This is a genomic window from Streptomyces sp. NPDC023838, assembly GCF_040639555.1.
Lineage (GTDB): Bacteria > Actinomycetota > Actinomycetes > Streptomycetales > Streptomycetaceae > Streptomyces.
In genome coordinates this window covers 25,695-40,981 of sequence record NZ_JBFAAD010000050.1, presented here as the reverse complement: position 1 = coordinate 40,981, position 15,287 = coordinate 25,695, and the positions used below count along the sequence as shown (strand labels likewise).

Annotated in this window: 15 protein-coding genes; 8 read left to right on the top strand and 7 right to left on the bottom strand. The window is 72.1% G+C overall.

Annotation, left to right across the window (positions count from 1 at the left end; translation table 11 throughout):
• Positions 1–148: 148 nt before the first annotated feature.
• Both AB0G17_RS34795 and hemL read right to left on the bottom strand, forming a co-directional pair.
• The gene (locus AB0G17_RS34795; RefSeq protein WP_361391391.1) at positions 149–838 is read right to left on the bottom strand and encodes a histidine phosphatase family protein; all 690 of its coding nucleotides are present in this window, start codon (positions 836–838) and stop codon (positions 149–151) included.
• Complete coding sequence (hemL, locus tag AB0G17_RS34790) at positions 835–2,157, bottom strand: glutamate-1-semialdehyde 2,1-aminomutase (protein ID WP_361391388.1); 1,323 nt, start codon at positions 2,155–2,157, stop codon at positions 835–837. The genes AB0G17_RS34795 and hemL overlap by 4 nt, the downstream gene beginning before the upstream one ends.
• 142 nt (positions 2,158–2,299) lie before the next feature.
• Here hemL and AB0G17_RS34785 point away from each other — a divergent pair, with 142 nt between their 5' ends.
• A complete protein-coding gene (locus AB0G17_RS34785) occupies positions 2,300–2,881 on the top strand; it encodes a hypothetical protein (protein ID WP_079125728.1) in 582 nt (193 codons plus the stop codon).
• Positions 2,882–2,969: 88 nt separating this feature from the next.
• On the opposite strand, the gene AB0G17_RS34780 is transcribed toward AB0G17_RS34785, so the two are convergent.
• From AB0G17_RS34780 to AB0G17_RS34760, 5 genes are all read right to left on the bottom strand, one after another.
• Positions 2,970–3,686 (bottom strand): hypothetical protein, encoded by a 717-nt coding sequence (locus AB0G17_RS34780; RefSeq protein ID WP_361391385.1) that lies wholly within the window; start codon positions 3,684–3,686, stop codon positions 2,970–2,972.
• Positions 3,687–3,706: 20 nt separating this feature from the next.
• Entirely contained in the window at positions 3,707–4,393 is a 687-nt protein-coding gene (locus AB0G17_RS34775) for a pentapeptide repeat-containing protein (protein WP_361391382.1), read from the bottom strand.
• A 50-nt stretch (positions 4,394–4,443) separates the two neighbouring features.
• Positions 4,444–4,626, bottom strand: a complete 183-nt coding sequence (gene amcA / locus AB0G17_RS34770) for a multiple cyclophane-containing RiPP AmcA (RefSeq protein ID WP_361391379.1) — start codon at positions 4,624–4,626, stop codon at positions 4,444–4,446.
• Positions 4,604–5,671, bottom strand: a complete 1,068-nt coding sequence (gene amcB / locus AB0G17_RS34765) for a cyclophane-forming radical SAM peptide maturase AmcB (RefSeq protein ID WP_361391376.1) — start codon at positions 5,669–5,671, stop codon at positions 4,604–4,606. The genes amcA and amcB overlap by 23 nt, the downstream gene beginning before the upstream one ends.
• Positions 5,672–5,754: 83 nt before the next feature.
• Positions 5,755–6,261 carry an ATP-binding protein gene (locus AB0G17_RS34760; RefSeq protein ID WP_361391372.1) on the bottom strand — a complete coding sequence of 169 codons (507 nt, stop codon included), beginning with the start codon at positions 6,259–6,261 and terminating at the stop codon, positions 5,755–5,757.
• Between the two features lie 234 nt (positions 6,262–6,495).
• On the opposite strand from AB0G17_RS34760, the gene AB0G17_RS34755 reads away from it, so the two are divergent.
• The 7 genes from AB0G17_RS34755 (at position 6,496) to mgtA (ending at position 15,251) form a co-directional block, all read left to right on the top strand.
• Positions 6,496–7,758 carry a helix-turn-helix transcriptional regulator gene (locus AB0G17_RS34755; protein WP_361391370.1) on the top strand — a complete coding sequence of 421 codons (1,263 nt, stop codon included), beginning with the start codon at positions 6,496–6,498 and terminating at the stop codon, positions 7,756–7,758.
• Positions 7,755–8,258 carry an NUDIX hydrolase gene (locus AB0G17_RS34750; protein WP_361391367.1) on the top strand — a complete coding sequence of 168 codons (504 nt, stop codon included), beginning with the start codon at positions 7,755–7,757 and terminating at the stop codon, positions 8,256–8,258. Before AB0G17_RS34755 ends, AB0G17_RS34750 begins: the two co-directional genes overlap by 4 nt.
• 230 nt (positions 8,259–8,488) lie before the next feature.
• Positions 8,489–8,884 (top strand): helix-turn-helix transcriptional regulator, encoded by a 396-nt coding sequence (locus AB0G17_RS34745; RefSeq protein WP_361391364.1) that lies wholly within the window; start codon positions 8,489–8,491, stop codon positions 8,882–8,884.
• 128 nt (positions 8,885–9,012) lie between these two features.
• Complete coding sequence (gene modA, locus AB0G17_RS34740) at positions 9,013–9,807, top strand: molybdate ABC transporter substrate-binding protein (RefSeq protein ID WP_361391361.1); 795 nt, start codon at positions 9,013–9,015, stop codon at positions 9,805–9,807.
• 115 nt (positions 9,808–9,922) lie between these two features.
• Positions 9,923–11,959 (top strand): ABC transporter permease, encoded by a 2,037-nt coding sequence (locus AB0G17_RS34735; RefSeq protein WP_361391358.1) that lies wholly within the window; start codon positions 9,923–9,925, stop codon positions 11,957–11,959.
• A 348-nt stretch (positions 11,960–12,307) separates the two neighbouring features.
• On the top strand, positions 12,308–12,625 hold the full coding sequence (locus tag AB0G17_RS34730; protein WP_361391394.1) for a metalloregulator ArsR/SmtB family transcription factor: 318 nt from the start codon (positions 12,308–12,310) through the stop codon (positions 12,623–12,625).
• Positions 12,609–15,251 (top strand): magnesium-translocating P-type ATPase, encoded by a 2,643-nt coding sequence (gene mgtA, locus AB0G17_RS34725; protein WP_361391355.1) that lies wholly within the window; start codon positions 12,609–12,611, stop codon positions 15,249–15,251. Before AB0G17_RS34730 ends, mgtA begins: the two co-directional genes overlap by 17 nt.
• Positions 15,252–15,287: the final 36 nt, after the last annotated feature.

Below are 15,287 nucleotides of genomic sequence, written 5' to 3'. Positions count from 1 at the left end.
TGTTCTTTCGGGTTGTCGGTGGCCCGCGGGGGGGGGGGGGGGGGGGGGCCCCGGCCCCCCCCCCCCCCCCACCACCCCGTACCGGCTCAGGCGCCGAAGGCCTTGGCCTTCCCCTTCACCGGTCCGGCGCGCACCACCCCGTACCGGCTCAGGCGCCGAAGGCCTTGGCCTTCCCCTTCACCGGCTTCGCCCCGGCCAGCAGGTGCGCCGGGACCAGATCGCGGGCGGGCTCGCTGTAGCCCACCGAGATGATCTTGTCGCCCCGGTACGTGAACGTCGTCAGCGAGGCGAGCGTGCACTGGCGCTTGCGCGGGTCGTGCCACAGCCGCCGCCGCTCCACGAACGAGCGCACGGTCCAGATCGGCAGCTGGTGGCTGACCAGGACCGCCTCGTGGCCGCGGGCCGCGTCGCGCGCCGCGTCCAGGGCGCCCATCATCCGGACGACCTGCTCGACGTACGGCTCACCCCAGGACGGGCGGAACGGGTTGGTGAGGTGCTTCCAGTTGGCGGGCTTGCGCAGAGCGCCGTCGCCGACGCCGAACGTCTTGCCCTCGAAGACGTTGCCCGCCTCGATCAGCCGGGCGTCGGTGCCGAGGTCGAGGCCGTGCGCCTTGGCGATCGGGGTCGCCGTCTCCTGGGCGCGCTCCAGCGGGGAGGCCACGACGTGCGTGATGTCGCGGCCCGCCAGGTGCTCGGCGACCCGGTCGGCCATCTGCCGGCCGAGCTCGGAGAGGTGGTAGCCGGCGCGGCGCCCGTAGAGCACGCCGTCGGGGTTGTGGACCTCGCCGTGGCGCATGAGGTGCACGACGGTGATGTCTTCGGCGGGGTTCTGGCTCATGCGGTGGCCTCCGCTGCGGCGCGGGCGGCGGCGGGCAGCGCGGCCGCGACGCGCTCGATCGCGCGCTCGTCGTGGGCGGTCGAGACGAACCAGGACTCGAAGGCGGACGGCGGCAGGTAGACGCCGTTCGCCAGCATCGCGTGGAAGAAGGCGGTGAAGCGGAATGCTTCCTGCTTCTTGGCGTCCTCGTAGTCGCGTACCTCGTCGGGGGTGAAGAAGACGGAGAACATGTTGCTCGCCGTCTGAAGCCGGTGGGCGACGCCCTCCTTGGCCAGCGCGGCGCTGACGAGCCCCTGGATCTCCTGCGACACCGCGTCGACCTTGGCGTACGCGGCGTCGTCGAGCAGCCGCAGCTGGGCCAGGCCCGCGGCGGTGGCGACCGGGTTCCCGGAGAGGGTGCCCGCCTGGTAGACGGGTCCGGCCGGGGCGAGGTGGGCCATCACGTCGGCGCGGCCGCCGAAGGCCGCGGCCGGGAAGCCGCCGCCCATGACCTTGCCGAAGGTCATGAGATCCGGCTTGACGCCATCCACTCCGTACCAACCGGCCTTGCTGGTCCGGAACCCGGTCATGACCTCGTCGGAGATGAACAACGCGCCGTTCTTGGCGCAGGCGGCCTTGAGACCGGCGTTGAAGCCGTCCGCCGGGGGCACGACGCCCATGTTGCCGGGCGAGGCCTCGGTGATCACGCAGGCGATCTCGCCCGGGTGGGCGTGGAAGGCCGCGTGGACCGCGTCCAGATCGTTGTACGGAAGCACGATGGTGTCGCCGGCCTGGGCGCCGGTGACGCCCGGGGTGTCCGGCAGCCCGAAGGTGGCCACGCCGGAACCGGCGGCGGCGAGCAGCGCGTCGACATGACCGTGGTAGCAACCCGCGAACTTGATCACCTTGGCGCGGCCGGTGAAGCCGCGGGCGAGCCGGATCGCCGACATGGTCGCCTCGGTGCCGGACGACACCAGGCGGACCTGCTCGACGGGCTCGATCCGGGCGACGATCTCCTCGGCGAGCGCCACCTCGCCCTCGCCGGGCGTACCGAAGGACGTACCACGGGCGACGGCTTCCTGCACGGCGGCGATCACGTCCGGGTGGGAGTGCCCGAGGATCATCGGACCCCAGGAACACACCAGGTCGACGTAGTCACGCCCGTCGGCATCGGTCAGATAGGGCCCCGTACCGGACACCATGAACCGGGGCGTACCGCCCACGGCGCGGAAGGCACGGACGGGGGAGTTCACGCCGCCGGGCGTCACGAGGGACGCGCGGTCGAATAGCGTCTGCGAAACTGGGGCGTCGTATTCGTACGGATAGCTCACACAGGCCATGGTGGCAGAGGCCCGGACGTTCTTGCGGACAGGTGTTTCACCGCACCCCGGTGGGGGAGGTCACTGACACGATGATCGGGTTGCGCGGCGGGGGTCGCGCCGTCTACAAAGCAGTCGGGCTACAAGCAATCGGGTGAAAGATATGCATCGCGGTGGCGGACTGGGCGAGGGGACCGATGACCGGGGTCCCGAGCGCGCCCGTCGGCGGGGACGGCACCGGCGCGACGCGGAAGAACGCATCGAACGGATCGACCGCGTCACGGGTCCGGGAAACGGAAGTGGCCGAGTGGGGGTGACCTACAAGTACTTCGGCGCGCCCGACGGAGCCACCGCGGCCCGGGTGCCGATCTCGATGCGCCCCGAGGAGCTCGGCGGCGACGAGCTCGGCATGGGCGGCATGTTCACCAAGATCAAGCCGGAGACGGTGGCCGCGATGGTCCTCACCGGCATCCAGGGCATACCGCTGCACAAGGTCCCCCCGCTGGAGCTGGTCGTCCTCCACCCCGACTACGCGGTGGTCAAGCTCCCGATGACGGTGGTCGACCCGCTGCGGGGCGTGGGCGAGGAGACGGTGGGCGCGGCGGCCTTCATCTGGTCCACGGTCCCGGACCGGGGCGGGCCGCGGGATGCGTTCAACGTGTACCAGCTGCTGCACGAGTGGCAGGACTTCTCGGTACGGCTGCATGAGGCTGGGCATCAGCCTTATTGCTTGGTTTGGCCGTGAGCTGGGGGTTCCGGGTAAGCGCAGCATCCGGGCAGCGTCCTCCGCGCGGCCGAGCGGTACGCCCGTATCGCGCCCCCTTGGACAGGCCCTAGACCAGGGAGGGCAGGACGCCCCTGGGCCAGTCGCCGAGCCAGAATGCGGCGGTCGACGGGCTCTGTTGATCTTGCGTGGAGCCGTCGTGCGGAAAGAGTTCGGTGGGGGCGATGTAGCCCTCACCCGGGTCCAGGCGAAGCCGGAAGCAGTGGACGAGGTGGCCGTCCTCGACGTAGTGACGCAGGTCGTCGGTGTGCGGGTAGCGCAGGCCGAAGTCATTGGGGTGGACCGCTTCGCAGATGGTGCGGATGTCCAGATCACCGAGGAGCAGGTAGCGGGTGCCGGGGCCGAGGTTGAGGCAGAGCCGTCGGCGGCCGGTGTGCTTCGTGGGGTACGGCAGCTTGTCCCAGTTGTCGACGTGCAGGCCGATACGGCGGCCGCCGTTCTCGTGGTTCGCGGTGGTGGTGAAGGTGTCTGCGGGGGCACCGGCCTGGCCGAGGTGGACGGCGTCCGGATCGCCGAGGCAGTCGGCCAGGGTGCCGAGTACGTCGGTGAGGTCCGGCGGCTTCACCAGCTCGACCAGGGCGCTGTCCTTGACGTGCGCGCAGTCGGTGAGGTCGCGGGCGGTGTCGTCGGTGATGCCGGCCCACGGGCCGGCGGGTACGACTGCCCCGGTCTCATAAGTGGGGCCGCCTCGCATGGTGCGCAGGGTCGTCGTCTCGCAGCGCCCCTGTAAGGCGCTGAGGTCGGCGGCCGCGATACTCAGGGTCATATGGGTGCCCCTTCTTGGGGTCAGCAGTCGTCGAGGTCTTCGCCGTACGTGACGTCGAGTTCGGCGAGAAGGGCTTGGGCCAGCTCGACCTGTTGGGCGCGGTCGATGATGACCTTGGAGAGGTTGGCAGCACCGGTGATGGCGGAGAGGTCGTTGCCTCGCAGGTCCAGGTCCTTGTAGCGGCCCGTGCCGAACTCGGTCAGCCGCAGGCCGCAGGCGTCCAGGACAGCGCCGGTGAGGTCACATCCGGTGAAGGACGCCTCGGTGAGTACGCACTGAGAGAAGACGACCGGGCCGGTGGCGCGGAGGCTTTCGAGGGTCGTGTAGTCGAGCTTGCAGTTCTCGAACAGGACGTCGTCCAGCGTCAGGTCCGACAGAGTGGCGCCCATGATCTTGCAGTTGCGGAAGATCACGCGGGAAAGCTTGCTGTCGCGCCAAGTAGCGCTGCCGAGATCGCAGTTGTTGAACTCGACCGTACTGAGGCGAAGCTGTTCCAGGCGTACGCGCGTGGCGCGAAGAGCGGTGATCTTGCCGCTGACGAGCTGGGCGCCGACGAGGTCGAGCGCGCGGAGGTCGGCGTCGGCGTAGTGGAAGTCCTGGAGGATGCCCCGGCCGCCTTCGAGGGACTGGACGCTGGACAGGTACAGACCCGGTTCGTCCAGGCCGGGCAGGCTCAGGGTGACGCGGCCGAAGGTGCGGCTGTCCATGGTCGTACTCCATCCATCGGGAGGTCTCTCCGGGGCCGAGGCCGCCGAGGCTACTTCTTGTTCCAGTTGTCCCAGGTCGGCCTGTTGTCGAACGCCGGGGTGTTGTTGGACCAGGTCGGGCGGTTGTCGAACTTCGCGACGGGCGACGGCGAAGACGGGCCCGTGGTCCGTAGAAGGGCGCGCAGGCGCTCAGCGGAGGTGAGGACGAGGTCAATCGCTGTGGGTTCGGACATGTTGGATGACTCCTTCCAGGAGGGCGATCTTGGCGGTGGTGCAGTAGCGGGTGCGGGTGCCGTCCATGCGGCCGCCATGCTCGAAGTAGCGGTTGGCGGGGTGGCCACCGCCGCAGAAGGCGAAGTACGGGCAGGTGGCGCGGCAGGCGTCGACGCCGCGCCAGAACTCGGGCAGCCACGAGGTGCGCTGCTCTGCCTCAGCCATCAGCGACTCCAGGCTGTCGTGCAGGACGTTGCCGGTGGTGAAGTCGCCGAAGCGCGGGTCGGTGAAGCCTGCCAGCTCCGGAGAGAGGAGCACCACGCCACCGTCGTACGCGATGGTGGGCAGCGGGTCCCACGGCTGCGTGGCAGGCCCCGTGGCCGATTCCCCATACACCGTCGCGGCGAACTCGCGCACCCGAGAGACCTCGCGGAGCTGGATGGCCGGGTTGGCCCGCCAGGCTGCCGTGAGTGCCGACCAGAACTCGACCGCCCGCTCGCGGTCGGCAGCGCGCACAGTGGTGTTGACGCCTTCCTGCTCCTCGATGTTGACGCCGAGGGAGTGGCAGCCGAGTTGGGTGAAGAACTCGTAGAAGTCGGCCGCGCGGGCGGGGGCGGGGTCGGTGACCACGGCAATGGCCGAGAACCGGATCCCGTGGGCCTTGAGGCGCTCGATGCCGCGTTTGATGACGCGGAAGGCCGGGTGGCCGGCGCGCGTGACGCGGTGGGTGTTCAGGTCTTCCGGGCCGTCGAAGCTGACGCCCACCCCTACCTCCCACTCCAGGAGGAACTCGCACCACGCATCGTCGATCAGCGCCGCGTTCGTCTGCAGGGTGTGTCTGCCCGCGGTGAAGGGCTCCATCAGACGGGCCAGATGGTCTCGGCCTGCCGACAACGGCTCGCCACCGTGCCAGACGATCTCGAACCGCGGGTTGTGACGGGCCCATGCGTTGGTCGAGGCCGCCACCGCCTCGGCGACCTCGATCGCCATGAGGTGCTTCTCCTTGCGGAAGGGCAGGTAGCAGTACCGGCAGTCGAGCGGCTGGCACAACGTGGTCGGCTGCATGATCACAGCGCCAGGGGCAGCGGCGAGACGGGCAGGCGTCACAGCGGCTCCCCCGTCGTTCGACAGGAGGGTGTCCCCGGCGGTCACAGTTCAGCCGCCATCGCGAGGGGCAGCTGAGCGTCACGGACGTACGGCCGCAGGCAGAGAGCGCGCAGCCGCAGCCGTAACGGCGCACTGCGGCCGGTCTCCGGGGCGGGCGCTGGTACCTCGAACTCGGCCCATACCTTCTTGCCCCGTTCGGTCGGTTCCCAGCCGTGTCGGGCCGCGAAACAGTCCACCAGGGCCAGGCCGCGACCGCCCTCGTCGTCGGCCGCCGCGTTCTTGCGCTCGGGCGGCTCGGGGTTGCCGTCGTGGACGACCAACAGCAGCCGGCCCTCGTCCGCTTCGTAGTAGAGGCCCACCATGACATCGTCGTCGCCGTGGACGACCGCGTTGGTGATCAGCTCCGAGGCGACGAGCTTCACCGCCTCCCGCTGGTCGTCGTCCAGCGGCGTGTTCCAGCCGCTGACCTGCATGAGGATGCGGTCCCGGGCAAGGGCGACGGCAGAGGTGTCTCCTGGTACGGGGATCCGGGCGTGGCGCGTGGTCATGAGGACTGCTCCTCGGGCTGGGGACGGAGCGGCCCCGCCCCCGACGGGGCGGCGACGGAGCCGCCTAGTACGCCGTACGAGAGGGCTGCTCGCGGACTACGCGGCTCCCGACGGCGGAACTCAGTAAACGGCCGCTCCCGGGACCCGCGAGACTCCGCCGGGTGACCCCAAGTCGGAGTCACTCCAAGCTCGTTGGACATAACCTCGATGCACGCCGTACGGGGGGAGTCAGCGATGGACCGCGCACAGCGAGACCCTCGCGAAGTCGTCACCGGGCTGCTCGGCGACGAGCGGCTCCTTGATGCTTGCGCGCAGCGCGACATGGGAGCCCTGTTCCGGCTGCTCAACCATCGAGGCATCAGCACCCGCCGCATCGCGAGTGCCGTCGACATCACCCAAGGGCGGCTCTACGACTACATGAACGGCAAGAGCCGGGTCGAAAAACTCGTCATCTTCGAACAGATCGCCGACGCCTTCCACATCCCGGGCCGCCTCCTCGGCCTGGCCCCCCGCTCCTGGGAACCCATCGCCATGCCCGCCTCCGGCCACTCGACTCCGGTCTCTGTGGATGGCGACGATGTGGCGGCGATGGACGCTTTCCGCAACGCCGATCGCCAGACCGGCGGTACCCGCTTGTACGGCGCGGTCGTACGGCATCTGACCAGCAGCGTCGCCCCTCGTCTGGTCGACGCCGACAGCCATCCACAGGTCTTCGCGGCTGCCGCCGCACTGACCGAGATGGCGGGCTGGATGGCCCACGACTCCGGCCGCGACGACCTCGCGGAACGCCACTTCACCCGCGCCCTGCCCCTGGCCAGCACCTCCGGCGATCATGCCCTGGCCGCCAACGTCGCCGCCAGCAGCAGCCACCTCGCCCTGCAGACCGGTGACCCCGCAGCCGCCGCCCACTGGGCCGCCACGGGCCTCGACATCCTCGGTCAAGGGCCCAGAATCCCCACGCTCACCGCCCGCCTGCACACCATGAAGGCCAGGGCTCTGGCTGCCGCCTTCCAAGCCGCTCCAGCGGTACGGGCACTCAACCAAGCCCACCAGATCATGGAGACGGCCGCCGAGGGCGAGCACCCCTGGCTCAGCCCGTTCGACGCCGCCGCGCTCGCCAGCGAGTCGGCCCTCGTCCATCGAGACCTGCACGAGTACGGCGCCGCTCTGGAGCACGCCGAACGGTCCGTCGCTCTGCGGGAGACCGGCCGTGCCCGCTCCCTCGCCTTCAGCCGGATCACTTTGGTCAGCATCCACGTACACCGGCGCGAGCTGGATGTCGCCTTGCATGTGGGTCATGACCTGCTCACCGCCGACCCGACCCTCGGCTCTGTGCGAGTTGTCCACCAACTCGACACGCTCCAAGACCTTTTGGCCCCGCATCGCGGATACCTGCCCGTGCGGGACTTCCTGGCGCGCTTCGCCGACGTACGACGGGCCAGAATGCTGTTGCTCGCCGACATCATCCCGCCGCCCAGGGGAGGCACCGCACCATGAGGCCCACGCCCGCCGACCCCGACGCCTGGAACGCCTACCTCGCCGAAGGCAACGCCACCCAGGCCCGCAAACGCGTCGCCGCCGACGTCGTCCTCCGTAACCCCGACGGAGATGTCCTCCTGGTCAACCCCACCTACAAGCCCGGCTGGGACCTCCCCGGCGGCATGGCCGAACCCAACGAAGCCCCCGACGACGCGGCCCGCCGCGAACTCAAGGAAGAGCTCGGCCTCGACCTTCCCCTCCAGGGGCTGCTCGTCGTCGACTGGGTGCCACCCCACGGCCCGTGGGACGACCAGATCGCGTTCATCTTCGACGCCGGTGCACTTGGCCGTGACCAGGCCACAGCACTCCGCCCGCATGATGAGGAACTCTCCGAGCTGGCCTTCGTTCCCTCGCAACAAGCCGGTGCGTGGTTGCGCGACCGGCTCAGCCGCAGGTTCGAGGCCGCGATGGAGGCACTTGTGGACCGCAGGCCCCGGTATCTGCACGACGGCGGCTGACTGGTGTGGCCGCGAGGGGCGCCACCTGCTTTCGGTGTCCCCCCTTCAGCAGTGACGCGGCACGGCTCCCCTCGTCGGCCACCGCAAGGGCGGCCGTCCCTGAAGCCCTGTCGGGGGCGGGCCCGCCCAGGGCGCACCCCCTGGACCTTCCTCCACATGCCTCGCACCTGCGATGTAGGTAGCCCCAAAGCACCTGTAAACGCGGCCAGATCTGGCCTATCTTGTGGCACATGCAGTCCTACACGATCGGCCAGGCCGCCCGTCTGCTCGGGGTCAGTCCCGACACCGCCCGGCGCTGGGCGGACGCCGGGCGCGTCGCCACCCACCGCGACGACAGCGGTCGCCGTGTCATCGACGGCCGCGATCTGGCCGCGTTCTCCATCGAGGTCGCCCAGAACGGCCCCGGCGAGGACGACGTGTCGTACACCTCCGCCCGCAACGCCTTCCCCGGCATCGTCACCGCGGTGAAGCTCGGCGATGTCGCCGCCCAGGTCGAGATCCAGGCCGGTCCCCACCGGCTGGTCTCGCTGCTCACCCGGGAGGCCGTCGAGGAGCTGGGGCTCGAAGTCGGCATGCAGGCCACCGCCCGCGTGAAGTCGACCAGCGTGCACATCGACCGCGCTTAGGACGCACCCGCAGGACATTCCCGTACGTACATCTACGTACATCTACGTAGATGTACGTCCCTGTACGTCCATGTTCCTCGCGGCGTCGCCGTCACCGGCGCGGCTCAGCCCTCAAGGAGTACGTCCCCATGGCCCCCTTCCCCACCCGGCGCCGCGCCGCCGCAGCCGTTGTCACCGCCGCCCTCCTCGTTCCCCTCGCCGCCTGCTCCAAGGACGACGACAGGCCGAACGCCACCGTGGGCGCGAGCGCCGCTCCGGCCGCCAAGCTCACCGTCCTCGCCGCCGCCTCGCTCACCGACGTCTTCAAGGCGGCGGGCGCCGCGTACGAGAAGGGGCACCCGGGCACCAAGGTGACGTTCTCCTTCGCCGGGTCCCAGGAGCTCGCCGCCCAGGTCAAGCAGGGCGCCCCCGCCGACGCCCTGGTCACCGCCGACACCAGGACCATGGACGGGCTCAGGCCGGACACCGGCGCGGCCACCGTCATCGCGAAGAACCGGCTCGTCATCGCGACCGGCAAGGGCAACCCGAAGAAGGTCGGCGCGCTCAAGGACCTGGCCGACAGCAAGCTGAAGGTCGTGCTCGCCGCGCCCGAGGTGCCGGTCGGGCGCTACAGCCAGAAGGTCCTGGACGCGCAGAAGATCACGGTCAAGCCGGTCTCGCAGGAGCCGAACGTACGGGCCGTGCTCACCAAGGTCGAGCTCGGCGAGGCGGACGCGGGCATCGTCTACAAGACGGACGCCGCCTCCGCCACCGGCAAGGTCGACGCCGTGGAGATCCCGGACGCGCAGAACGCGGTGGCCCAGTACCCGGCCGCGACCCTGAAGTCCTCCAAGAACGCCGACGCGGCGGCCGCGTTCGTGCAGTGGCTCAGCAGCCCGGAGGCCCAGAAGATCCTCCAGGACGCGGGCTTCCAGAAGCCGTAACTCCCCTGCCGGGGCGCCCGTTCCGTACGGGGGCGAAACGGGCGGCCCCGACCCCGCACCACCCCAGGAAGCCCAGGAAACCCAGGAAAGCCCCAGAAAGCCCCAGGAAGCCGCGATGAAGAACAGCAGCAGCCGGCCGCACCGCTGGAGCCCGGGCGCCCGCTCCGGCGGCCTGCGCGCCCCCGTCACCCTCCTGGTGCCCGCCCTGCTCGCCGTGGCGTTCCTCCTGATGCCGCTCGTCGGCATCCTGGCCCGTACCTCCTGGGGCGACCTCGGTACGCATCTGACCAGCCCGGGCGTCACCGAGGCGCTGCGGCTCTCCCTCCTCGTCTCGTTCTGGGCGCTCGGCCTGTCCCTCGTGCTCGGCGTGCCGCTGGCGTGGCTCCTCGCGCGCGTGGAGTTCCCCGGCAAGGCGCTGGTGCGCTCGCTGGTGCTGCTGCCGATGGTGCTGCCGCCGACCGTCGGCGGTGTGGCGCTGCTCCTCGGCTTCGGGCGGCGCGGGCTGCTCGGGCCGTGGCTGGAGGACACCTTCGGCATCACGCTGCCCTTCCACACCTCCGGCGCGGTCGTCGCCGCCACCTTCGTGGCCATGCCGTTCCTGGTGATCAGCCTGGAGGGCGCGCTCGGCGGGCTGCGCCCCCGCTACGAGGAAACCGCGTCCTCGCTCGGCGCCTCCCCGTTCCGGGTGTTCCTGACCGTCACGCTGCCGATGGTCGCGCCCGGCCTGGCAGCCGGGGCCGCGCTCACGTGGGCGCGCGCGCTGGGCGAGTTCGGTGCCACGATCACCTTCGCGGGCAACCTCCCCGGCACCACCCAGACCCTTGCCCTCCAGGTCTATCTGCTGCTCCAGAACTCCCCCGAGGCCGCCACCTCCGTCTCCCTGCTGCTGCTCGCCATCGCGATGGCGGTCCTGATCGCGCTGCGCGGCCGCTGGACGGGGGGCGGGAGCCGTTCCGTATCCGTACTACGTACGGAGGAGAGGCGTACGGAGGAGAGACCCGCGGAGGAGAGGCGTACGGAGGAGAGGCGCGCGGACGAGTCCGACGAGCCCGGGGCCGTCGGCGAGCCCGGCGAGCCCGCCCCCGCCGACGGTCCGGGCTCCCCCTCCCCCTCCGGAAGCTGGGCGCTGCACGCCGAGGTCAGCGGGTTCACCGAGCTGACCCTGGACGCCCCGGCCGGCACCACCATCGCCGTCGTCGGCGAGAACGGCGCGGGCAAGACCACGCTCCTGCGCGCCCTGCTCGGCCTCACCCCACGCGCGCGTGCCGGACTGCGCCTGGGCGATCAGGACGTCACCGGCCTCCCACCGCACCGGCGCGGGGTCGCGTGGGTGCCGCAGGACGGCGCGCTGTTCCCGCACATGACGGCCCTCGCCAACACGGCGTACGGGCTGCGCGCCCAGGGCGTCGGGCGGGCCGAGGCCCGGCAGGAGGCGCAGACGTGGCTGGACCGGCTCGGCGTGGGCCGCCTCGCCCACCGCAGGCCCGGCCAGCTCTCCGGTGGCCAGGCCCAGCGGGTCGCGCTGGCGCGGGCGCTCGCGGCCCGGCCCCGGCTGCTCCTGCTCGACGAGCCGCTCGCGGCCCTCGACCAGACGACCCGCGCCCACGTACGGCACACCCTGCGCACCCATCTCGACGGCTTCGGCGGGGTCTGCCTGATCGTCACCCACGACCCGGTCGAGGCGCTGTCGCTGGCGGACCGCGTCCTCGTACTCGACGGCGGCCGCGCCCTCCAGGACGCCCCGCCCGCCGAGGTGACCCGCCATCCGCGCTCCCCCTGGGTGGCCCGGATGCTCGGCCGCAACGCCTGGCCGGGCGTGGCCGGGGCGGACGGGCTGGCGCTGCCCGGCGGCGGACGGATCGTCGCGGCCGAGCAACTGCCCGTCGGCAGCCGCGCGTTGGCGATCATCGCGCCGGAGTCGGTCTCGGTCCACCGCGACCGGCCCGGCGGCAGCCCCCGCAACTCCTGGCCCGGGACGGTCCGCGAGATCACCGCGTCCGGCAGCCGGCTGCGCGTCCTGATCGGCTCGCCGCAGGCCCCGGACCTGGTCGCGGAGATCACCCCGGAGGCGGCGGCCGAGCTGCGGCTGGCGGAGGGCGTGGCGGTCTGGTCGAGCGTGAAGGCGACGGAGGTCACGCTCGTCCTGCTGTAGCCCGCGCCCGGTAGCCCGCGCCCCGATATAGCCCGCGTCCCGGTAGCCCGCGTCCGGCGGCCGGTGCCACGGCGGCCCGAGGTCGGTGTCAGTGGTCGCACCTAGACTGGCGGCCTGACTTCATCGCGTACGTCGCGGACGTACGTGCGGACGTACGTGCGGACGTGGGACGGACGCGGGACGGACGGACGTGGGACGGACAGACACGGGCAGGAGGCGCCGGTGAAGAAGCTGACCAGCTCGTCGGGCGACGCCGCCGCCGACGTGTCCCGCGACCCGTCCCGCGACGGGTCCCGCGACCCATCCGGCGCCCCGTCCGGCGATCCGTCCGGCGATCCGTCCGCCGACGTGCTCGGCGAGGCGGCCGGGGTCTTCGGGCTGCTCGCCTCGCCCGCGCGGCTGCACATCGTCTGGGCGCTCAGCCACGGCGAGTCGGACGTGACGGGCCTCGCCGAGCGCGTCGGCGGGGCGCTGCCCGCCGTCAGCCAGCACCTGGCGAAGCTGAAGCTCGCCGGGCTCGTCCGCTCCCGCCGCGAGGGCCGCCGGGTGGTCTACCTGGTGGACGACCCCGAGGTGGCCGAGCTGGTGCGCTGGCTCGTGGCGCGCCTGGGCGACCGGCGCGGGGCCGGCGTGACTCCGGGACTCGTCCGTGACCTGGGCGCCTGAGCGGCGGACCCCGCTGAAGGTGTTGCGCGCGCTCGATTCCGGGCCGCGCGGGCTGCTGGAGTCCGAGGCGGACGCCCGCCTCGCGCGCGACGGCGAGAACGTGCTGCCCACCCGGCGCCCCCCGTCCTGGCCGGTCCGGCTCGTACGGAGTCTGCGGGACCCGTTCACGGCGGTGCTGGCGTCGCTGGCCGTGGTGTCGGCGCTGGTCGCGGCGTGGGGCACGGCGGCCGTCATCGCGGTCCTGGTGGCGGTGAGCTGCGCCCTGCGGGCGGCGGGCGAGTACCGCGCGGACCGTTCGGCGGCCGGGCTGCGCGAGCTGGTGGCGACCACGGCGACGGTGGTGCGCCGGGCGGGCCCGGATGCGGAGCCCGCGCCGCGCGAGATCCCGGTGGACCAGGTGGTGGTGGGCGATGTGGTCCGACTCGGTCCGGGCGACCTGGTCCCGGCGGATCTGCGGCTGCTGCGCGCGACGGGCCTGACGATGCATCAGGCGGCACTGACCGGCGAGTCGGCCCCGGTGGGCAAACATCCGGCCGATGCCCCTGTACCTGTCCCTGTCCCTGTCCCAGCCCCGGCCCCGGGCACTGGTGGGGACGGGAGCGGCTTCGACCGCCCGGAACTGTGCTTCCAGGGCAGCAGTGTGGCCTCCGGCAGCGGTACGGGAGTCGTCGTCGCGACCGGCGCGGACACACGGTTCGCGGCGGACCAGGGCGCGGCCGATGACGAGTGGTCCCCGGCTCGCGGCGACGCGCGCGGAAGTGACCGCCGTACGACCGCTTTCGACCGTTCCGTCTATGGGATCTCCTGGATCCTGATCAGATTCATGCTGCTCACGCCGCCGCTCGTCCTGATGGCGAACGCGGCGCTGCGCGGGCGCGGTCTGGAGACCCTGCCGTTCGCCGTGGCGGTGGCCGTCGGGCTGACCCCCGAGATGCTGCCGGTGATCGTCACCACGGCGCTGGCCCAGGGCGCGGCCGCCCTGGCCCGTACGCACGAGGTGATCGTCAAACGGCTGCCCGCGCTGCACGACCTGGGCGCCGTCGACGTCGTCTGCGTCGACAAGACCGGCACGCTCACCCAGGACCGCCCGGTCCTGGACTGCGCCCTGGACGCGCACGGCGCCGAGGACGCGGACGTGCTGCGCTGGGCGGCCGCCAACAGCCTGTGGACGCTCCAGCTCGCCGAGGTGCCGGCCGCCGACGCCCTCGACGAGGCGCTCCTCGACGCCGCCGAACAGCGGCTGCCGGACGGTCTGGACGCGTTGGAGTACGACCCGGTCGCGGCCCTCCCCTTCGACCCGGTGCGCCGGCTGTCCACCGCCGTCGTCCGCACCCCGGACCGCCTCGGCAGCCACACCCTGATCGTCAAGGGCGCGGTCGAGGAGGTTCTGGAGCGGTGCGCGCTCGGCGCCGGGGAGCGCTCCCGCATCACCGCGCTCGCCGCCGCGCGCGCCGAGGACGGGCTGCGGGTGCTCGCCGTGGCGCTCGGCGAACGGCCCGCGCGGACGCGCGCGTACACGACCGCCGACGAGCGCGGCCTCACCTTCGTCGGCCTGGTGGGGCTGCGCGACGCGACCGCCGAGACGGCCGCCGCCGCGCTGACCGCGCTGGCCCGCAGCGGCGTCGAGGTCAAGGTCCTCACCGGCGACCATCCCGGCACGGCTGCGCGCGCCTGCCGCGAGCTGGGCCTGCCGCCGGGGCAAGTGGTCACGGCCGACCGGACCGATGGGCTGCCCGACGCGGAACTGGCCGAACTGGCCGCCCGCACCACGGTGTTCGCCCGCTGTACGCCCGCCCAGAAAGCCCGGATCGTACGCGTACTGCGCGAGCGCGGCCATGTCACCGGCTTCCTGGGCGACGGCGTCAACGACCTGCCCGCGCTGCGCGCCTCGGACGTCGGGATCTGTCCGCGCGACGCGGTGGACGTGGCGCGCGAGGCGGCGGACGTGGTGCTCGCGGCGAAGGACCTCACGTCCCTGGACCACGCGATCGCGGCGGGCCGCCGGGCCGGCGGCACGATAGCGGGCTACCTGCGCATCACCCTGTCGTCCAACTTCGGCAACGTCATGGCGATGCTGACGGCGGGGCTGATCCTGCCGTTCCTGCCCATGCTGCCGGCGCAGGTCCTGGTGCAGAACCTGTGCTTCGACGCGGCGCAGCTGGCGTTCGCGTACGACCGCCAGGACCCGGCGGCCCTGCGCCGCCCGCTGCGGCTGCGGCCGCGCGAGGTGCTGCGCTTCGTGACGGGCTTCGGGCTGCTCAACGCCGCCGCCGACCTCGCGACGTTCGCGGTGCTGGCGTGGGTGGTACGGGCGGGGGGCGACGCGGGGGGCCAGGCGTCGTTCCACACCGGCTGGTTCACGGAGAACCTGCTCACCCAGGCACTGGTGATGCTCCTGCTCCGCGCGGGCCGGGGCGCGGCGGGCCGGGGCGCGGCGGGCCGCCGCCTCGGGCCGGTCCCCGTGGCGGCGTCCGGCCTCGCGGCGGTGGGCCTGCTCCTGCCGCTGACGCCTGCGGGGGCGGCGCTGGGGATGGCGGCGCTGCCGGGGGTGTATTACCCGTTGGTGGGGGTGGTGTTGGGGTTGTACGCCGGGGGGTTGGTGTGGTGCGGCCGGGGGAACCGGTGATTTTCTCCCACCCCGCCCGTTCCCTTGACCCTCCGG

Coding starts and splice junctions, on each gene's coding strand:
- AB0G17_RS34795 (WP_361391391.1), bottom strand. CDS start 838: ATGAGCCAGAACCCCGCCGAAGACATCACCGTCGTGCACCTCATGCGC.
- hemL (WP_361391388.1), bottom strand. CDS start 2,157: ATGGCCTGTGTGAGCTATCCGTACGAATACGACGCCCCAGTTTCGCAG.
- AB0G17_RS34785 (WP_079125728.1), top strand. CDS start 2,300: ATGCATCGCGGTGGCGGACTGGGCGAGGGGACCGATGACCGGGGTCCC.
- AB0G17_RS34780 (WP_361391385.1), bottom strand. CDS start 3,686: ATGACCCTGAGTATCGCGGCCGCCGACCTCAGCGCCTTACAGGGGCGC.
- AB0G17_RS34775 (WP_361391382.1), bottom strand. CDS start 4,393: ATGGACAGCCGCACCTTCGGCCGCGTCACCCTGAGCCTGCCCGGCCTG.
- amcA (WP_361391379.1), bottom strand. CDS start 4,626: ATGTCCGAACCCACAGCGATTGACCTCGTCCTCACCTCCGCTGAGCGC.
- amcB (WP_361391376.1), bottom strand. CDS start 5,671: ATGCAGCCGACCACGTTGTGCCAGCCGCTCGACTGCCGGTACTGCTAC.
- AB0G17_RS34760 (WP_361391372.1), bottom strand. CDS start 6,261: ATGACCACGCGCCACGCCCGGATCCCCGTACCAGGAGACACCTCTGCC.
- AB0G17_RS34755 (WP_361391370.1), top strand. CDS start 6,496: ATGGACCGCGCACAGCGAGACCCTCGCGAAGTCGTCACCGGGCTGCTC.
- AB0G17_RS34750 (WP_361391367.1), top strand. CDS start 7,755: ATGAGGCCCACGCCCGCCGACCCCGACGCCTGGAACGCCTACCTCGCC.
- AB0G17_RS34745 (WP_361391364.1), top strand. CDS start 8,489: ATGCAGTCCTACACGATCGGCCAGGCCGCCCGTCTGCTCGGGGTCAGT.
- modA (WP_361391361.1), top strand. CDS start 9,013: ATGGCCCCCTTCCCCACCCGGCGCCGCGCCGCCGCAGCCGTTGTCACC.
- AB0G17_RS34735 (WP_361391358.1), top strand. CDS start 9,923: ATGAAGAACAGCAGCAGCCGGCCGCACCGCTGGAGCCCGGGCGCCCGC.